The 16987-nt window shown below is 70.8% G+C and carries 14 protein-coding genes; 4 read left to right on the top strand and 10 right to left on the bottom strand.

What is annotated here, in order from left to right:
- Positions 1–26: 26 nt before the first annotated feature.
- The 4 genes from ABTX18_RS23645 to ABTX18_RS23660 all read right to left on the bottom strand — a co-directional run bounded on the left by ABTX18_RS23645 (position 27) and on the right by ABTX18_RS23660 (position 3351).
- Complete coding sequence (locus tag ABTX18_RS23645) at positions 27–1118, bottom strand: glutamate--cysteine ligase 2 (RefSeq protein WP_352124726.1); 1092 nt, start codon at positions 1116–1118, stop codon at positions 27–29.
- 35 nt (positions 1119–1153) lie between these two features.
- Positions 1154–1384, bottom strand: a complete 231-nt coding sequence (locus tag ABTX18_RS23650; RefSeq protein ID WP_352124727.1) for a CDGSH iron-sulfur domain-containing protein — start codon at positions 1382–1384, stop codon at positions 1154–1156.
- The gene (locus ABTX18_RS23655; protein ID WP_352124728.1) at positions 1368–2048 is read right to left on the bottom strand and encodes a HemK2/MTQ2 family protein methyltransferase; all 681 of its coding nucleotides are present in this window, start codon (positions 2046–2048) and stop codon (positions 1368–1370) included. The genes ABTX18_RS23650 and ABTX18_RS23655 overlap by 17 nt, the downstream gene beginning before the upstream one ends.
- Positions 2049–2202: 154 nt before the next feature.
- The gene (locus ABTX18_RS23660) at positions 2203–3351 is read right to left on the bottom strand and encodes a PAS domain-containing protein (protein WP_352124729.1); all 1149 of its coding nucleotides are present in this window, start codon (positions 3349–3351) and stop codon (positions 2203–2205) included.
- A gap of 67 nt (positions 3352–3418) precedes the next feature.
- Between ABTX18_RS23660 and ABTX18_RS23665 the strand changes: the two genes are divergently transcribed.
- The 3 genes from ABTX18_RS23665 to ABTX18_RS23675 all read left to right on the top strand — a co-directional run bounded on the left by ABTX18_RS23665 (position 3419) and on the right by ABTX18_RS23675 (position 6739).
- Positions 3419–4159 carry an ANTAR domain-containing protein gene (locus ABTX18_RS23665; RefSeq protein WP_352124730.1) on the top strand — a complete coding sequence of 247 codons (741 nt, stop codon included), beginning with the start codon at positions 3419–3421 and terminating at the stop codon, positions 4157–4159.
- Positions 4160–4298: 139 nt separating this feature from the next.
- Positions 4299–5186 carry a glucose 1-dehydrogenase gene (locus ABTX18_RS23670; RefSeq protein ID WP_352124731.1) on the top strand — a complete coding sequence of 296 codons (888 nt, stop codon included), beginning with the start codon at positions 4299–4301 and terminating at the stop codon, positions 5184–5186.
- Between the two features lie 77 nt (positions 5187–5263).
- On the top strand, positions 5264–6739 hold the full coding sequence (locus tag ABTX18_RS23675; protein ID WP_352124732.1) for an aminotransferase class I/II-fold pyridoxal phosphate-dependent enzyme: 1476 nt from the start codon (positions 5264–5266) through the stop codon (positions 6737–6739).
- Positions 6740–6794: 55 nt separating this feature from the next.
- On the opposite strand, the gene ABTX18_RS23680 is transcribed toward ABTX18_RS23675, so the two are convergent.
- Positions 6795–7757, bottom strand: coding sequence for an iron-containing redox enzyme family protein (locus tag ABTX18_RS23680; protein ID WP_352124733.1), 963 nt, complete (start codon positions 7755–7757; stop codon positions 6795–6797).
- Between the two features lie 289 nt (positions 7758–8046).
- Here ABTX18_RS23680 and ABTX18_RS23685 point away from each other — a divergent pair, with 289 nt between their 5' ends.
- Positions 8047–9225: a PP2C family protein-serine/threonine phosphatase gene (locus tag ABTX18_RS23685; protein ID WP_352124734.1), complete on the top strand. Its 1179-nt coding sequence runs from the start codon at positions 8047–8049 to the stop codon at positions 9223–9225.
- Between the two features lie 43 nt (positions 9226–9268).
- Here ABTX18_RS23685 and ABTX18_RS23690 read toward each other — a convergent pair whose 3' ends face one another.
- From ABTX18_RS23690 to ABTX18_RS23710, 5 genes are all read right to left on the bottom strand, one after another.
- Positions 9269–9424 (bottom strand): DUF6131 family protein, encoded by a 156-nt coding sequence (locus ABTX18_RS23690; RefSeq protein ID WP_352124853.1) that lies wholly within the window; start codon positions 9422–9424, stop codon positions 9269–9271.
- Positions 9425–9534: 110 nt separating this feature from the next.
- Positions 9535–10539 carry an SDR family oxidoreductase gene (locus ABTX18_RS23695; RefSeq protein WP_352124735.1) on the bottom strand — a complete coding sequence of 335 codons (1005 nt, stop codon included), beginning with the start codon at positions 10537–10539 and terminating at the stop codon, positions 9535–9537.
- 130 nt (positions 10540–10669) lie between these two features.
- Positions 10670–11797 carry an enolase C-terminal domain-like protein gene (locus ABTX18_RS23700; protein WP_352124736.1) on the bottom strand — a complete coding sequence of 376 codons (1128 nt, stop codon included), beginning with the start codon at positions 11795–11797 and terminating at the stop codon, positions 10670–10672.
- A complete protein-coding gene (locus ABTX18_RS23705) occupies positions 11794–13623 on the bottom strand; it encodes a thiamine pyrophosphate-requiring protein (protein ID WP_352124737.1) in 1830 nt (609 codons plus the stop codon). The genes ABTX18_RS23700 and ABTX18_RS23705 overlap by 4 nt, the downstream gene beginning before the upstream one ends.
- Before the next feature lie 6 nt (positions 13624–13629).
- Entirely contained in the window at positions 13630–16737 is a 3108-nt protein-coding gene (locus ABTX18_RS23710) for an FAD-binding and (Fe-S)-binding domain-containing protein (RefSeq protein WP_352124738.1), read from the bottom strand.
- Between the last annotated feature and the right edge of the window lie 250 nt (positions 16738–16987).

The raw sequence follows: 16987 nt of genomic DNA on the forward strand, positions 1-16987 counted from the left end.
CGGGGCGTCCTCCCGACCCCGGCTCCTCAACCCCGGCTCCTCGCCACGCACTCGGCGACGGTCGCGCGCAGGCTGCCGGTCTCCGCCAGCAGCCTGCGCTGGACCCGGGCCCCCGGTCCGCGCGACGTCACCGCTCTCAGGGCGCTTTCCGCCGACGCGAGGTCACCGCTGTCCTCCAGTGCCTCGCGGACATGGGCCAGCAGCACGTTCAGCACGTCCTCGGCCGGTGCGGGCGTCATGGTCAGGGGATGCAGGAGGCTGCCCTCCAGTCCGGAGCGGCCCGCTTGCCAGGCCGCCATCCGGAGAAGACTCACCGGCAGCGCGTCCGGCGGCTCACCGGCCTGCCAGCCGCGGGCCGCCGTCTCCACCAGCCCGCGCACGAGGGTGGCCAGCAACACGCTGTCGGCCGGGTCCAGGCACACGTCCGCCACCCTGATCTCCACGGTGGGGTAGTGATGCGAGAGCCGCGCGTCGAAGTAGATCATGCCCTTGTCGCGCAGCACGCCGGTGTCGATGAGCGCCTCCACCTGCCGGTGGTACCTCTCTGCGGAGCCGAACACCTCCACGGGGCCTGCCGAGGGCCAGCGGTTCCACACCCTGCTGCGGTAGCTGTTGTACGAGGTGTCCCGTCCCTGCCAGTAGGGAGAGTTCGCGGTGAGCGCCAGCAGGGCCGGGAGCCAGGGGCGGAGGCGGTCCAGTACGGCGACCCCCTCCTCGTCGGAGGCGACCGAGACGTGGACGTGGCAGCCGCAGGTCAGTTGCTCGCGTGCGGTGAGTCCGAATCGCCGGGCCAGCCAGCGATAGCGTTCGCCCTCTCCGATGGACGGTTTCGCCGGCAGCGGTGAGGTCGCCAGGGCCACCACGGACGCCCCGAAGTCCGCTGCGCTCGCGGCGGCCTCGGCACGCCAGCGCACGATCTCCTCCGCCAGTTCGGTCATGTCCGCGCGTGGCTCGGTGGCGAATTCCAGCTGCTGGTGATGGAGTTCGGGCTCGAAGGCGGAGTCTCCCCCGGTGCGGCGCTCCGCCTGGGCAAGCACCGCTGTGGAGAGGGCCTGCGGTTCGCCGCTGCGCGCGTCGACCAGCAGGAGTTCTTCTTCGACGCCGACGGTCCTGGGCATGCTTCCCCTCTGCCTTCGTCGGGCCGACGCCCCTACTAGGGTGCGTGCGGCGACGCCGCGCGGACCCGGCTGTGACGCCGGTGGCTGGTATCGCACCAGGGTTGCGTGCGGCTTCGGCGGCACACGCAGATCGCCGCCACGAAGCGTTCGGAGCGCACGGTGGTGCCGTCGGGCATGGTCACCTCGACCGGCCCCTCCACCAGCAAGGGGCCGCCTTCGTCGAGACGGACGCGTACGGGTTCGCGGGGCTCACGGTCGCTGGGCACGGATGACCACCAGTTCCTCGAAGACGTCGTACGGATGGACGAGCTCGCAATCGCTCAGCCAGTCGCGGCGCGAAAGGAGCACCGGGCCGAGCGGAACCCGCGTCCTGGCGGCCACTGCGGCGTCGAGCCCAGCCTGCCCCAGACGGCTGACGGTGAGGTCCGGATCGCAGAGTCCGGAGTGCACCATCAGAAGCACGCCCCGTGGCTTGAGGGCAGCCGGCGCGTTGTCGCAGACCCGGTCCACGACCGCGCGGCCGTCCGGGCCGGCGTCCCAGGCCCGGCGGGCTCCGCGGTCCGGCACCCGGGCTTCCGGCGCCGGCACATAGGGCGGGTTGCACACGACCAGGTCGTAGGCGCGTTCTCCCATCGCGGCAGCCAGGTCGCGGCGGCGCACCCTGACCCGGCGCCGGTTCAACAGCGCGTTGAGACGGGCCGTGGCCACGGCCCGGGCGGACACGTCCACGGCTGTCACTCTCGCGCCCCTGCGGGCAGCGGTCACCGCCAGCACCCCGCTCCCGGTGCAGACATCGAGAACCTCCGTACCGGGCCCGATGGCTTCCCTGTGCAGGGCGCGCAACAAGAGGCGGGTGTCGGACTGGGGGGCGTACACGCCCGGGGGAATCACCAGGACGGCATCGTCCCGCTCCGCTGTCTCCGTCGTCATTCCGGCCCCTTTCGCGTCCCACTCTCCGAGGCCGTGCCCGTCGGGTCATCCGTTGCAACGGCCCTTCCCGGCTCGGCGGTCAGCGAGCCGGGAGGCAGACTTCTCAAGAATCCCGCATCCCGGAGCACGCCGCATCACGACCTGTGACCGGCGCTCATGCCGGCTCGTCGTTCCGCTCTGCCACGAGGGCCATGTGCCCCACGATCCTCTCCACACACCTGGCCTCGGCGAGTGAGAACGACGGCCGCACCCCCGTGCGCAGAAGTGTCACTGCACCCCGCGCGGGTGGTCCGCCGACCGCAGCGGTGAGCGCCACGCTCAGCAGGGAGCCCACATCGGCACGTCCCATCAGCGACGCTCCTGCGCTGTCGAGGCCCAGGCGTCCACGGTCCTCGGCCAAACCGTCCAGGACGGCTGAAGCGGCCCCCACGACCTCGACGACGACCGGGCAGGCCGTGGGATCCTGTTGGGCGATCTCCTTCTCCAGCCCGGGGTCGTCGGTCTCCTCGGGGCCGATGACGACGTGGCGGGTCAGTACCCCGTCCCGCAGAAGATCCAGAACCGCCCAGTCGGCGAGCTCTTCCCTGACCGCGCTGGTCGCGGCACGAAGCGCGGTGGCGGGCCCCTCCGCCGCCCTGAGCAGTGCGCCGCTCGTGCGGTCCATCAGATCCATGAGGGTGGCCTCCCGTGCCGCAACGGAGACGCTCGCCGCGGCCGGCGGGGCGGGCCTCTCGGCCGGGGACCAGGCGTGGTCGGACGTCGGCCACAGGACCACCAGGACGGCCGGCTCGCTCTCGCCGGGCAGATGCGCCTCACTGAGAGTGACACGTACACGGCTGCCCGTGCGCTGCGAGAGCTGCGCCGCGAGGCTTCGGCTTCCCTCTCCCCTGGCCACGGCGGCGGTCTGGCTGCGCAGAGCGGGCCTGTCGCCGGGGCGGAGGAACCCGCTCATCGGCCGGCCGGCCGCGTACCCGGCGGGCAGACCGGTCAGATCCGCGGCGGCCGCGTTGACCCGGCGGACCACCGTCTCACCGTCCACGAGCGCCACGGGCACCGGCAGATTTTCGAAGATAGCCTTGAAGAGACGTTGCTCGGCCCGGGCGCCGGAGGGAGGGCGGCTCGGGGACGAGGTGAACTCCTCGTACGCGGGAAGCATGAAGTCCACCGCGTGTTCCAGTTCCACCATCGCGGCATCGAGCAGAACGGCGGGGTCGGAATCCCGGTTGGCCTGAGCTGCTCTCAGCTCTTCCACCCGGGCGGCGAAGTCCTCGAATTCACGGCCGAACGCGTGCGACTGGCTCATGAGCCGAACGTATCGGATGCGACGGACCGACGGAGGGAAGGCGTTCTGCGTGAAGCAGACCTCGGAAGTGTCCACATCAGCGGGCCTGAGCGCCGAGTCCGCGTCCGCCGTGCGGCGGCTCGCCCAGCTTGGCGTGCAGGCGCGGGACTGCACACCGGCGTGTTGCGCGAGCACGGTGACGCTGCACCTCGCCGACGGCGTGCTCCGCACCGCAAGCACTCACCCCGATATCGACGCGCTGGCGAGTTTCGAGGAGGAGACCGGCGAGGGCCCCGGCGTCGACGCGCTGGCTTCTTCCGCCTCTGTCTGGTCCGGCGATCTGGTGACCGAGACGCGGTGGCCGCGCTTCCGGTACTACGCGCTCGGGATGGGCCTGCGTATGTTCCGCGCTCTTCCGGTGCGCGGGAACGGCATGACCACGGTGGTCGGCCTCGGCGGCTACCGGGCGGGTGCACTGCCGGCCTCGGTCGAACCGCCCGTCCGGGCACTCGCCGAGGAGTTCCTGGACGGGCTCGTCCGCGATCATGGCTTCGCCTCCGTGACGGTGGAGGTCGACCAGTTGAAGGGCGCCCTCGCGACCAGGGCGCTGGTGGACCGGGCCACCGGCATGGTGATGCGCGCCCTGGACTGCGACGCGGATCAGGCGTTCGAGATCCTGCGGAGCATTTCCCAGGGGACCAACCGGAAGCTGAACCAGATCGCCCAGGACATCGTGGCCACCGACAACCGGATCCTGGCGCGGCGGCTGCGAGGCATCGGGCGGCGTGCGTCCCGGGCGGCGCGGGGCGGCGGGCCGCCCGCCTCCTGAGAAGGGGCGGAACGTTCGGCTCGCCGAGAAGGGACGGGACGTTTGGCTCGCGCCCCCGGGGAACTCTCCAAGCCATCGCACGCCCGGCGCACCCGGCCGGCCGGCGCGCGAACCGGCCATCGAGTCAAGGAGCCGCATCATGACCGCGAGTGAGCGCCCCCAGGACCCCACCGATCGCTACCCGCAGCCCGATTTCCCCCAGCAGGAGCAGGAGCACCCGGGCTGGACCGGCCCCATGGACCCTCCGCCCGATCATGGTGAGGACTCCTACCGCGGCCATGGGCTCCTCACGGACCGCAAGGCGGTCGTCACCGGAGGTGACTCCGGCATCGGGCGGGCGGTCGCCCTCGCCTTCGCCCGGGAGGGGGCCGACGTACTGATCACCCACCTCGACTCGGAGAAGGACGAGGCACAGCAGACCTCGCAGCTGGTCGAGAAGGCCGGCCGGAAGGCCGTGGCCGTGGCGTGCGACATCCGGGACGAGAAGCAGTGCCGCGCACTGACGGGACGCGCGGTGGACGAGTTCGGGCGGATAGACGTCCTCGTCAACAACGCCGGGTACCAGATGTCGCAGCCCGACGGCATCGCGGCCATCTCCACGGAACAGTTCGACCGCGTGGTGCACACCAATCTCTACGGGATGTTCTGGCTCTGCAAGATGTCCCTCCCGCATATCCCGTCGGGTGGCTCCATCATCAACACCACCTCCGTCCAGGCGTACAAACCAAGCCCGCATCTGCTCGACTACGCCATGACCAAGGGCGCGATCGTGACGTTCACCCAGGGCCTCGCGCAGATGCTCGCGGCCCAGGGCATCCGCGTCAACGCCGTGGCACCCGGTCCCGTATGGACCCCGCTGATTCCCGCGACCATGCCCGATACCAAGGAGTTCGGCAAGCAGAGCCCGCTGGGCCGCCCGGCGCAGCCCGCCGAAATGGCGCCGGCCTATGTGTTCCTGGCTTCCCAGAGCGCCGGGTACATCACCGGGGAAATCCTCAACGCCACCGGCGGAACTCCCCTGCCGTAAAGCTCCGCCAAAGCCCCGTGAAACAACCGGGCCGGACTCGGCCGATTGGCTGACGCGGCTCCGGGAAGGCGTCACGCATGCAGCTGAATCATGAGGAAGCCCCCGTTCTCGATGCCCTGGCCGCCTACCACAAACGTGACGAGCTCGGTTTCTCGCCGCCGGGGCACAAGCAGGCGCGCGGTGCGGCGCCGGAGGTCAGGGCCGTGCTCGGGGACGCCGTGTTCCTCGGAGACGTACTGGCCAGTGGCGGCCTCGACGACCGGAGGATGAAGTCGGGCGTGCTGCAGCGTGCGGAGGACCTGATGGCCGACGCCGTCCACGCCGACCACGCCTTCTTCTCGACCTGCGGCAGCTCGCTGTCGGTGAAGGCCGCCATGCTGAGCGTCGCGGCGCACGGAGAGAAGATCCTGGTGGGAAGGGACGCGCACAAGTCGGTGATTTCGGGGCTCATCCTGTCCGGCGTCGAGCCGGTATGGATCGAGCCCCAGTGGGACACGGAGCGCCACCTCGCACATCCGCCGGCGGCCGCCGACTTCGAGAAGGCCTTCACGGAACATCCGGACGCCAAGGGCGCCCTCGTGACGAGTCCGACGCCGTACGGCAGTACCGCCGACCTGCGTGCCATCGCGGAGGTGTGTCACGCGCGCTCGCGCCCCCTGGTGGTCGACGAGGCCTGGGGAGCGCATCTTCCCTTCCACCCCGACCTGCCGACGTGGGCAATGGACGCGGGCGCCGATGTCTGCGTCACCAGCATCCACAAGATGGGCAGCGGGCTGGAGCAGGGCTCCGTTTTCCACCTGCGGGGAGACCTGATCGACCACGACACCCTGGCGTCGCGGGCCGATCTGCTGGGGACGACGAGCCCTTCGGTCCTGCTGTACGCGGGCCTCGACGGCTGGCGCCGCCAGATGGTGCTGGACGGTCATGCGCTGATGTCCCATGCGCTCGGCCTGGCGGCCTCGGTGCGCCGTCAGATCGAGGACATCGACGGCATGCACGTCAACGACCGGGCGGACTTCTGCGGGCCGGGTGCCGGTTCCCAGTTCGACCCCCTGCCGGTCATCATCGACATCGGCGAACTCGGTGTCACCGGATACCGGGCGGCGGACTGGCTGCGCGGACAGCATCACATCGACGCGCATCTGATGGACCATCGCCGGGTCAGCGCCCAGCTCACCCACGCCGACGACGGCGACACGACAGCCCGCCTCCTGACGGCCCTGCGCGATCTCGCCCGCCGGGCGCCGTCGCTGCCCCGGGGCCCGGAGGTCGCCGTGCCGGCGCCGTCCGAACTGCGCATGGCGCAGGTACGGCTGCCGCGTGACGCGTACTTCGCGGCCACGGAGGACATTCCCGTGGAGGAGGCGGTCGGGCGGATCTCCGCAGAGATGATGACCCCCTACCCTCCGGGCATCCCCGCTGTGCTGCCCGGGGAGGAGTTGACGGAGCCGGTGCTGCGTTACCTCAGGTCGGGCCTCGCCGCCGGAATGAATCTGCCGGACCCGGCGGATCCCGAGCTGAACACCGTCCGGGTCTGCGCCGAGGACGCCTGAACGGCAGCCTCGTGTGCGTCAGACCCGGACGCCTGAACGAACAGCCTCGTGTGCCTCAGCCGCGCCAGTCCGCGAGCAGCCGGTCCCCGAGGCGGTCCTCCAGGAACCCGGTCGCGTCGATCCCGAACACGACGTCCGGCTCCAGGTGCGGCTCGTCGTCCAGCAGTCCGCGGACGACCTCGTGGCGCACCACCTGTTCGTGCACCGCGTCCGCCTCGACGTGTTCGGTATAGAAGAACTCCGCTGCGGGCCCGGCCCCGGCGCGCTTCATCGCCTCGGCCAGACGCCGTGAGGCGGGTGACGAGGTGATCTCCACCGCTGCGAAATGCCCGACCAGCGCGCCGCGCAGACGGCGGTGCAGGCCGAAGAGCGACATGAGGTTGACCAGGGCCAGCATCTCGGCGTGCCCGTCGTCCAGATAGTGGCCGTACGCCGTCTCCAGCCCCAGGTCGGTCATGAGATCGGCGAACAGCCGGGCATGGACCCGCTCCGGCCGTCCGGCGCCGAACTCGTCGTACTCGACCGCCGCCATGCCCGCCTTGGCGCGGCCGCTGAGCCGGGGCAGCACCCAGGCGTGCGGGTCCGCTTCCTTGAGGTGGTAGAGGGACCGCTGGACCGCGTACGAGCGCAGCGCGGCGAGGTCGCCCCGCTCCTGGAGCTCGTACGACAGCCCTGTCCCCCGGACCGGTTCCACCAGCAGGGTGTCCAGTACCTCGGCCAGGCCTGCCGAGCCGGGAACATCGGCTCTCAACGCCGACTCGAAACGCCGCTCGAGAGCGCCGCGCACCTCAAGCAGCGCCGGGTCCCATTCGCTCGCCGGATCCACCTCGGCGAAGCCGCGGTAGTGGAGCTCGTAGCAGATGTACAACGCCAGTTGCAGATCATCGCCATAGGGGTCGGCGTCGGCCGCCGCCCGCACGGCCGGCAGCGTCCCGGTCCCGCGCAGATGGGCGAGGACACCCGCGGAAAGGTCGCCCCGGCTCTGCGGGAGCCGAGGTCCGTCCTGCGCGCCGCTCATGAGTCCCTCCTCGGAAGTCCGTGAGAAACGCCGCCGTACCGCATGCGCGGGGCGTCGTTCCCTCAGGGCATTCCCGTACCCGGGAGTCCGCGTGCCAAGCCCGCCGGGCCGCGGTGAACCGGCGGTCCGGCTTGATGCCCCAGCACGCCGCCGCCCCTCCACGCTACCGAGGGGGCGGACCTGTCGCCCGATGGACGGGCGCACGGTGCCGCCCGCCGCGCGCGCGGCCGGAACTCGGGCGAGACTGCTCAGGTGTAACAGGCGTACGCGAGGGATGAGAGGCAGCGGAATGACTGCGTCCGCAAGCGGCGACGAGCTGTTGGCCGACTTCCTGGCCGACCCGGCCAATGCCGCCCTCGACCTCACCACGGCGGTGGAGCGCTGCACCAAGGCCCTCGGCCTGCACCATTCACTGGTCTATCTGACCGATCTCCAGCAGCGGCTGCTGGTTCCCCTGACAGGGCAGGGCCCGGAGCTGGAGATCGACACCTCTCTCGCCGGCTGGGCCTATCGCACCCAGTCGTTGCGGGTGGAGGAGGCGGATGTCAGCGGCCTGATGGCATGGCTGCCCCTGGTCGACGGCGCGGAACGGCTGGGTGTGGTGGCGGTGCTGTGCCCGGCGCTGGACCCGGTACTGCTGCGCCGCGCCCGGGCGCTCGCCGCGCTCCTGGCCATGATGATCACCTCGAAGCGGGCCTACAAGGAGTCCTTCGTACGCCGGACGCGCACCGAACCGATGCAGCTGCCCGCCGAGATGCTCAGGGCCTTCCTGCCGCCCCGCACGATCGGTACGCCGCACGTCGTGTCGACGGCTGTCCTGGAACCGGCCTACGAGATCGCGGGGGACGGGTTCGACCACGCCCTGACGGCGACGACTCTGCACGTGTCGATCCTCGATGCCATGGGCCACGACCTGTCTTCCGGCCTCGCCGCCTCGGTCACCCTGGCCGCCTGCCGCAACGCACGTCGTACCGGAGCCGATCTCCCCGCGCTCGTCGAATGCGTCGACCGTGCGCTGTCACGGTGGCTCCCGGACCAGTTCTGTACCGGCATCCTGGCCCAGCTCGACCTGGCCACCGGTGCGCTGCGCTGGATCAACTGCGGTCATCCCGCACCGCTGCTCATCCGGGGCGGGACCTTGGTGCCCCACGCGATGGAAGGGGAGGCGGACCCGCCCATGGGCTCTCTCTCCGGCCTCGCCGCCTCCGGCCCCCGTCATGTTCACGAGATCGCCCTGGAGCCGGGCGACCGGGTCCTCATGTACACGGACGGCGCAACAGAGTCCCGCATGCGCAACGGAACGGAGTTCGGTCTCGAGCGCTTCGTGGACTACGTCGTGCGCGCCGCGGCCCCGGGAGAGCTCGCACCGGAAACGTTGCGACGGCTCATCCATTCCCTGTCGGAAAACACCGGTCTGCGGGACGACGCGACCATTCTCCTCTTCGAATGGAAAAACCCGCAGCTGTGAATTCCGTGGAACGCCTCTCCCGAGGCGGCGACCCGCAGGACGGCTACCAGTAATGCCGACGTCCGCCCACGGCATGCCCCACGGCTCCGAGCACCCAGAGAACGGCCCCGATGACCAGCAGAATGACTCCGATGGTCCAGAGGATTGAAATCCCGGTGATCAATCCGATGATGAGCAAAATGACGCCTATAACGATCATGACGCCCTCCATTCGGCTCTGCAGCACACATTCATGCTAGTTGCCATGTGAGCCGAAAGCCTCTCAGGGAATGGTCGGAACTGCCCGGTCGAGCCGTGACCGAAGGAGCGTCACCGCCTTTTCCGGGCCCGCGCTCCCAGTGCCGTGACAGCGGACACGCCACCTGCCGCCAGGGCGGCGGTCAGTGCGGGGTGCCGGGAGGCCCACAGCTGGGGGTCGCGCCGACGCGATTGCTTGTCGAAGGGTCCGTGCGCACCGTGATCGGCGTCGTCGTCCACCGGACGCCAGAGATTGGTGGGGCGGTGCTCGTCCGCGGCCTCGCCCGTCTGCTGGGAGTCGTACCCGGTGCGGGCGAGATACCGGTCGAGCAGTCCGGGCGCGATCTTGTTGGCGAGCAGGGTGGCCGTCGTGCTCGTTCCCACGACGTACCGCCTCCGGCCCGGGTGATCGGCTGCGTACACCACGGCCGCCGCGGCGACCTCCGGCTGGTAGATCGGAGGGACCGGCTGGGGGCGTCTTTTCAGCCGGGAGAGCACCCACGAGAACTGCGGGGTGTTGACCGCCGGCATCTGGACCACGGTCACGCGGATGCCGCTGCCCTGGTGCATGAGTTCGGTCCGTAGGGACGAAGTGAAGCCGTTGATGGCGTGCTTGGCCCCGCAGTAGGCGGACTGCAGGGGGATGGAACGCTCGCCGAGGGCGGATCCGACCTGGACGATGGTGCCCCGGTCGTGCGGCATCATCTGGACGAGGGCGGCGCGGGTCCCGTTGACGAACCCCAGGTAGCTGACCTGGGTGACGCGCTCGTACTCCGCCGCCGTGATCTCGGTGAAGGGCGCGAACACCGAGGCGAAGCCCACGTTGACCCAGACGTCGATGCGGCCGAACGCGCGCACCGCCGTTTTGGCCGCCGCCTCCACCGCGTGGTGGTCGGCCACGTCCGTCGGAATGGCCAGGGCGCGTCCGCCGGCCTCCTCCACCTCACGGGCTGCCGCGTCCAGGCCGGCCCGCCCGCGCGCCAGGAGGACGACATCGGCTCCGCGCGCCCCGAAGGCCCGCGCCGTCGCCCGGCCGATGCCCGCGCTGGCCCCCGTGATCACGACTGTCTGTGTCACTGCTGCTTCCCTTCCGATACGGCCGCCGCGGCGGCCGATGAGCGCCGGCGGTCTACGGGTGCCCGCCCGGCCCGCGCGGTGCCGGCGTCGGTCGCGGGCGGGTGTGGTGCTCCTCGGCGCATCCGGGCGGTCACCGGACCCGGTAGCGTTCCGCGGCCCGCGGCCGGAATTCCAGTCCCAGGCCGTGGGCGCCCGAGTCACCGGGGCGGAGAGATCCGCCGGCCGGGTCGAGCGTCCCGCCGAAGAACAGCTCCTCGATCCGCACGTGGTCGTGGAACCATTCCAGATGGCGGAGATTGGGCACGGCCGCTGCGGCATGGGCGTGGGCGTGGGGCGCGCAGTGGCCGGAGATCTGCAGCCCGGCGGCTTCGGCCAGCGCCGCGGCCCGGAGCCAGACGGTGATGCCACCGCAACGGGTCGCGTCCGCCTGGAGGCAGTCCACAGCTCCGGCAGCGATCATGTGCCCGAAGTACGGCAGGGCGTACCCGTATTCGCCCGCCGCCACGTCCGTCATCGACGCCGCGCTGATCCGGCCGAGTCCCACCAGGTCGTCGGAGGAGACCGGCTCCTCGAACCAGGTCACGCCGTGGCCGGCGAGATACCGGTCCAGGCGGAGGGCCTGCTTGCGGGTGTAGGCGCCGTTGGCGTCGACGTACAGTTCCGCGGCGTCGCCGATGCTGTGGCGGGCCCGCGCGATCCGCTCCCGGTCGCGGCCCTCCACACGGCCCCACGACTCCCCGATCTTGATCTTCACCCGGGGGATCCCCTGGCCCTGCGTCCAGCCGCGCAACTGCCGGTCCTGCCGCTCGTCGTCGTACGGGGTGAAGCCTCCGCTGCCGTAGACGGGGACGTCCTCGGCGCTCGCTCCGAGCAGGTGCGTGAGGGGCAGGCCGAGGAGGCGGGCCTTGAGGTCCCACAGCGCGATGTCGACGGCGGAGAGCGCCCCGGCGACCAGTCCGGGACGGCCTGCGTTGCGGACCGCCCGGCTCATGGCCTCGTTGGCGGCGGGAACGTCCCAGGCGCTGAGCCCGGTGACCACTGCGCCGAGCAACTGATCGACGGCCGCGGCGATGGCCGGCGCGCCGTAGGTGTAGCCGAGTCCTTCGGTGTCGCCGGAGCCCACGCGCACCAGAACCAGCGTGGTGGCATCCCAGGCCAGCGTCCCGTCGCCCTCCGGCGCGTCGGTGGGGACCGTGTAGACCTCGGTTCCGACACGTTCGATGAGGGGGACGTTCCCGCCACCCCGCCCGGGACTCACCTGTCACCGGCCCCCTGCCCGGCATCCGGGCCGTCCTTCTTGTGATGTCCGGGCAGCATCTCCTGCACCTTGGCCTTGAGTCCCTGACGCATCACCGCTCCTCGGTCGCTGTCGCCCTTGATGAGGGAGAGCGCCGCCGCCTCGATCTGGTCGAGACTGGCGTGCGGCGGGATCGGGGGCACGGCGGGGTCGGTCCGGAAATCGATGACGAACGGCCGGTCGCAGGCCAGCGCCCGGTGCCACGCCGACTCGACTTCGCCGGGCTTCTCGACCCGTACGCCGTCCAGGCCCACGGAGCGGGCGAAATCGGCGTAGCGCACATCGGGCAGGGACTGCGAGGGCAGGAACTGCGGGGCGCCCGACATGGCGCGCATCTCCCAGGTGACCTGGTTGAGGTCCTCGTTGTTGAGGACGGCGACGATCAGCCGGGGATTCTCCCACTCGTGCCAGTACTTGGCGATGGTGATCAGTTCGGCCATGCCGTTCATCTGCATGGCGCCGTCGCCGACGATCGCGATGGCAGGCCGGTCAGGATGGGCGAACTTGGCTCCGATGACGTAGGGCACGCCCGGGCCCATGGTCGCCAGCGTGCCGGAGAGCGAGCCGCGCATCCCGCCACGGAACCGCAGGTGGCGGGCGTACCAGTTGGCCGCGGACCCGGAGTCCGCGGCCACCATCGCCTCATCCGGCAGGAGGGCGTCGAGCGCGTGGACGACGTACTCGGGGTTGATGGGGTCGGCCTCCACGGCGGCCCGCCGCTGCATGACCTCCCACCACTGAGCGGTGTCCTTCTCGATCTTCTTCCGCCAGGCGCCGTGCTTCTTGCGCTTGAGGTGCGGCAGCAGCGCGTCGAGCGTCGCACGCGCGTCACCGACCAGGTTGACCTCGAACGGGTAGCGCAGACCGATCATGAACGGGTCGTTGTCGATCTGCACCGCGCGCGCCTGATCGAGCTCCGGCAGGAACTGCGTGTACGGGAAACTGGAGCCGATCACCAGCAGGGTGTCGCAGTCCTGCATCATCTCGTACGAGGGCCGGGTGCCGAGCAGGCCGATGGAGCCGGTGACGTACGGCAGTTCGTCGGAGAGCACGTCCTTGCCGAGGAGTGCCTTCGCGACGCCGGCGCCCAGCACTTCGGCGACCCCTTCCACCTCGGCCTGTGCCCCGCGAGCGCCCTGCCCGATGAGGATCGCGACCTTCTCCCCCGCGTTCAGCACCTCGGCGGCCCTGCCGATGTCCTCCTGGGCGGGCACGGGCGCCGAGCTGCTCGCGCCGAGGCTGGACGGGACCATCTTGAAGGCGTGCGTCGGCGGCGAGTAGTCCAGTTCCTGGACGTCCGCCGGGATGATCACCGCGGTCACGGTCCGCTTGGCGTACGCGGTGCGCATGGCCCGGTCGATCACGTTGGGCAGCTGTTCGGGAACGGTGACCATTTCGCAGAACTCGGACGCGACGTCCTTGTAGAGGCTCAGCAGGTCGACCTCCTGCTGGTAGGAACCGCCCATGGCGCTGCGATTGGTCTGCCCCACGATCGCGACCACGGGAACGTGGTCCAGTTTCGCGTCGTACAGGCCGTTGAGCAGGTGGATCGCTCCCGGGCCCGAGGTGGCGGCGCAGACGCCGGCCCTGCCGGAGAACTTCGCGTAGCCGACGGCTTGGAACGCGGCCATCTCCTCGTGCCGGGCCTGGACGAACTTCGGCTTGTTCTCCGCCCTCCCCCATGCGGCGAGGAGGCCGTTGATCCCGTCTCCCGCATAGGCGAAGACGTGGTCGACGTCCCATTCACGCAGGCGCTGCAGGACATAGTCGGAGACCTTGGTCGCCATGGTTCCCTACTCCTCTCGATGGTGTGTCCCGCCCCGGTACCGGCGCAGGACCGCGTATGCGGACAGGCTGAGCGAGGTGACCGCGGCCGCTGACACGAGCCGCCGGGCCATCGGGGCGGGCGCGGCGGGGCGCTGGACGGCCCGCTCGGGGCGGTCGGCGGGCGGCTCCCCGTCGAGACCGAGCGCCAGGGCCTCGGCCAGGTGCATGGCCCGGCGTCCCGTCCCGCCCTGCTCGATCTGGGTGCGGCAGCTGAATCCGTCGGCCAGGACGAGGGCGTCGGCGGCGGTCTCGCGCACGGCGGGCAGGACTCCCTGCTCGCCGATCGCCATGGACAGGTCGTAGTGGCCCCGCTCGAAGCCGAAGTTCCCTGCCAGTCCGCAGCAGCCGGCGTCCAGGACCTCGGCGCGGATTCCGGCGCGGCGCATCAGTTCGCGGTCCGCGTCGAACGCGGTGACGGCATGCTGATGGCAATGGGTCTGCACGGTCGCGGTCCGGTCGAGGACGGGCGGCCGCCAGCCGGCGGGGGCGTCGTTGACGAGCAGCTCGGCGAACGTACGGAACTGCCGGGACAGTCGCTGCACGTCCTGGTCGTGCGGCATCAGCTCGGGGGCGTCGGACCGGAACACCGCGGTGCAGGACGGTTCCAGTCCGACAACGGGGGTGCCCGCCTCGATCCAGGGCCGGAGTACGCCGATGGTCCGGCGCAGGACCTTCTTCGCGGTGGCCAGTTGTCCGGTGGAGATCAGGGTCAGTCCGCAGCACACGGCCTGCTCGGGCACGACGACCCGGAAGCCGGCGTCCTCCATGACCCGTACGGCCGCCTTGGCGATGCCGGGGTGGAAGTACGTCGTGAACGTGTCCGGCCACAGGACCACGGTCGGCCCCTGCGCCGGAGCGTGGGAGGAGTCCCGGGCCTTCCACCACTGGAGGAAGGACTCCTGCGCGAAGGCGGGCGGCTTCCGCTCGTCGGCGACGCCGGCGAGGAGCCTGCCCAGCCGTCCCAGGCCCGGTGCGTCGAGCGCCGCGTTGACGAGCCCCGGTGCGAGACGGGAGACCCGGGCCCAGAGGGGAAGCAGGCCCAGCGCGTAGTGCGCCGCGGGGCGCAACCGCCGCGCGTAGTGGTGCGACAGGAACTCTGCCTTGTAGGTCGCCATGTCCACCCCTACGGGGCAGTCCGACTTGCAGCCCTTGCAGGCGAGGCAGAGGTCGAGGGCGTCACGTACCTCCGTGGAGCGCCAGCCCTCGGTGACGGGACTGTCCGCATGCCCGCCCATCATCTCGAAGAGCAGGCGCGCCCGTCCGCGGGTGGAGTGCTCCTCCTCACCGGTGGCGCGGTACGAGGGACACATCACGCCGCCGGTGTGGGAGCGGCAGTTTCCGATGCCCACGCACCGCATCACGGCGCGGTTGAAGGAGCCGTCGTCCTCGGGGTAGCCGAAATGGGTGCCGTCGTCGTTCCTCGGGCGCCACAGCGGACCCAGCCGAAGGTTCTCGTCGGTACGGTCGGGCTCGACGATCCGGCCGGGATTCATCCGGTTGCCGGGATCGAAGAGGGCCTTGACCTCGCCGAACGCGGTGACGAGGCGCTCGCCGAACATGCGGGGCAGGAGTTCGCCCCGCGCCTGCCCGTCCCCGTGCTCGCCGGAGAGCGAGCCCCCGTAGGAGGCGACGAGGTCGGCGGCCCGGAACAGGAACGCGCGAAAGGCGGCAACGCCCTCGGCGGTCTTGAGCTCGAAGGGGATGCGGGTGTGCACGCAGCCCTGGCCGAAGTGTCCGTACAGCGAGGGGCTGTCGTAGCCGAACTCGGCGAAGAGCTCCTTCAGGTCGCGCAGATAGCCGCCGAGCCTTTCCGGGGAGACGGCGGAGTCCTCCCAGCCCTCCCAGGTGTCGCGGCCGTCCGGCGGCCGCGCGGTCACCCCGAGACCCGTCTCGCGCGCCTTGAGCATCTCGCGCTCCCGGGCCGGATCGTCCGAGAACGTCACCCGGGCGTCGTTCTCGTCGCGGCCGAGTGCCCCGAGGAGGTCCCGGCCCTGACGGTCCACGTCCTCCTGGCTGTCGCCGCTGAACTGGAGCAGCAGCCAGCTCTCCCCGTCCGGGAACGTGTCCAGCGAGGCGACGTGGCTGTCCTCCTCACGCATCAGCTGGGCCATCCGCCCGTCCATGGCTTCGAGCTGGGCCGGCGAGCTGTGCTCGAGGAGACGCGGTACGTCGTCGGCGGCCGCGCAGATGTCGGGGTACCCGAGCACGAGCATCGACTCGTACGGCGGAACCGGCACCAGCTGGATTTCGGCGCGCAGGACCGTCACGAGCGTGCCCTCACTGCCCACGAGAGCCCTGGCGAGGTCGAAGCCCTTCTCCGGCAGGAGCGAGTCGAGGTTGTAGCCGGAGACGCGCCGCGGAATGTCGGGGAAGCCGTGCCGGACGTCGGCCAGGCACCCGTCGATGATCCGGCGCAGCCCCCGGTACACCTCCGCGCGGCGCCCGCCCGCCGCGGTGATCTCCGCGAACTCGCTGTCCGAGGTGGGTCCGACCCAGCAGCGGAGCCCGTCGTACGTCAGGATCTCCAGCCGCCGCACGTTGTCGACGGTCTTGCCGTACGCCTGCGCGGACGCGCCGCACGAGTTGTTGCCGATCATCCCGCCGAGGGTGCAGTGGCTGTGAGTGGAGGGCTTCGGGCCGAACATCAGCCGGGACGAGGCCAGCTGCCGGTTGAGTTCGTCCAGTACGATCCCGGGCTCCACCACACAGGTGCGCGCGGACTCGTCGACGGACACCAGTCGATGGCAGTACTTCGTCCAGTCGATGACGACGGCTGTGTTGGTGCACTGGCCGGCCAGGCTGGTGCCGCCACCCCGGGACAGCACCGGAACGTCGTGCTCCGCGCAGACCGCGACGGCCTGTGCTCCGGCCTCGACGGTGCGGGGCACGACCACGCCGATCGGGACGCGCCGGTAGTTCGATCCGTCGGTCGCGTACGCTCCCCGGCTGCCGGCGTCGAAGCGGACCTCACCGTCCACCCGTGCGCGCAGCTCCCGGCGCAGTGACCGGATGTCCGGTGCCCGACGTGTGCTCGCCCGGTCGTCCGGCGGGACGCTCCTGCCCGCGGCAGCCATCGCTTGCCTCCTCGGTCCCGTCGGCCTGCGTTGAGACCGGCCCGGCCTCACATCAACCCGGTACCCGAAGTCGTCGCTTTCACCGATGTCCTCGTAAGGCAAGGGCCCGATCAGCCCAGCGGAAATCAGCGGATGGCAGCAGCCGCCCGGCGGGATCACCCGAGCGCACGGCCCGGGAAGCGTGCCCGGACCGCCGGTGCCATGTTTCGGAAGTGGCCCAGTGGTAACCCGGGATGTACGTACACGGCAC

The organism is Streptomyces sp. NPDC096323 (assembly GCF_040302845.1).
GTDB lineage: Bacteria > Actinomycetota > Actinomycetes > Streptomycetales > Streptomycetaceae > Streptomyces.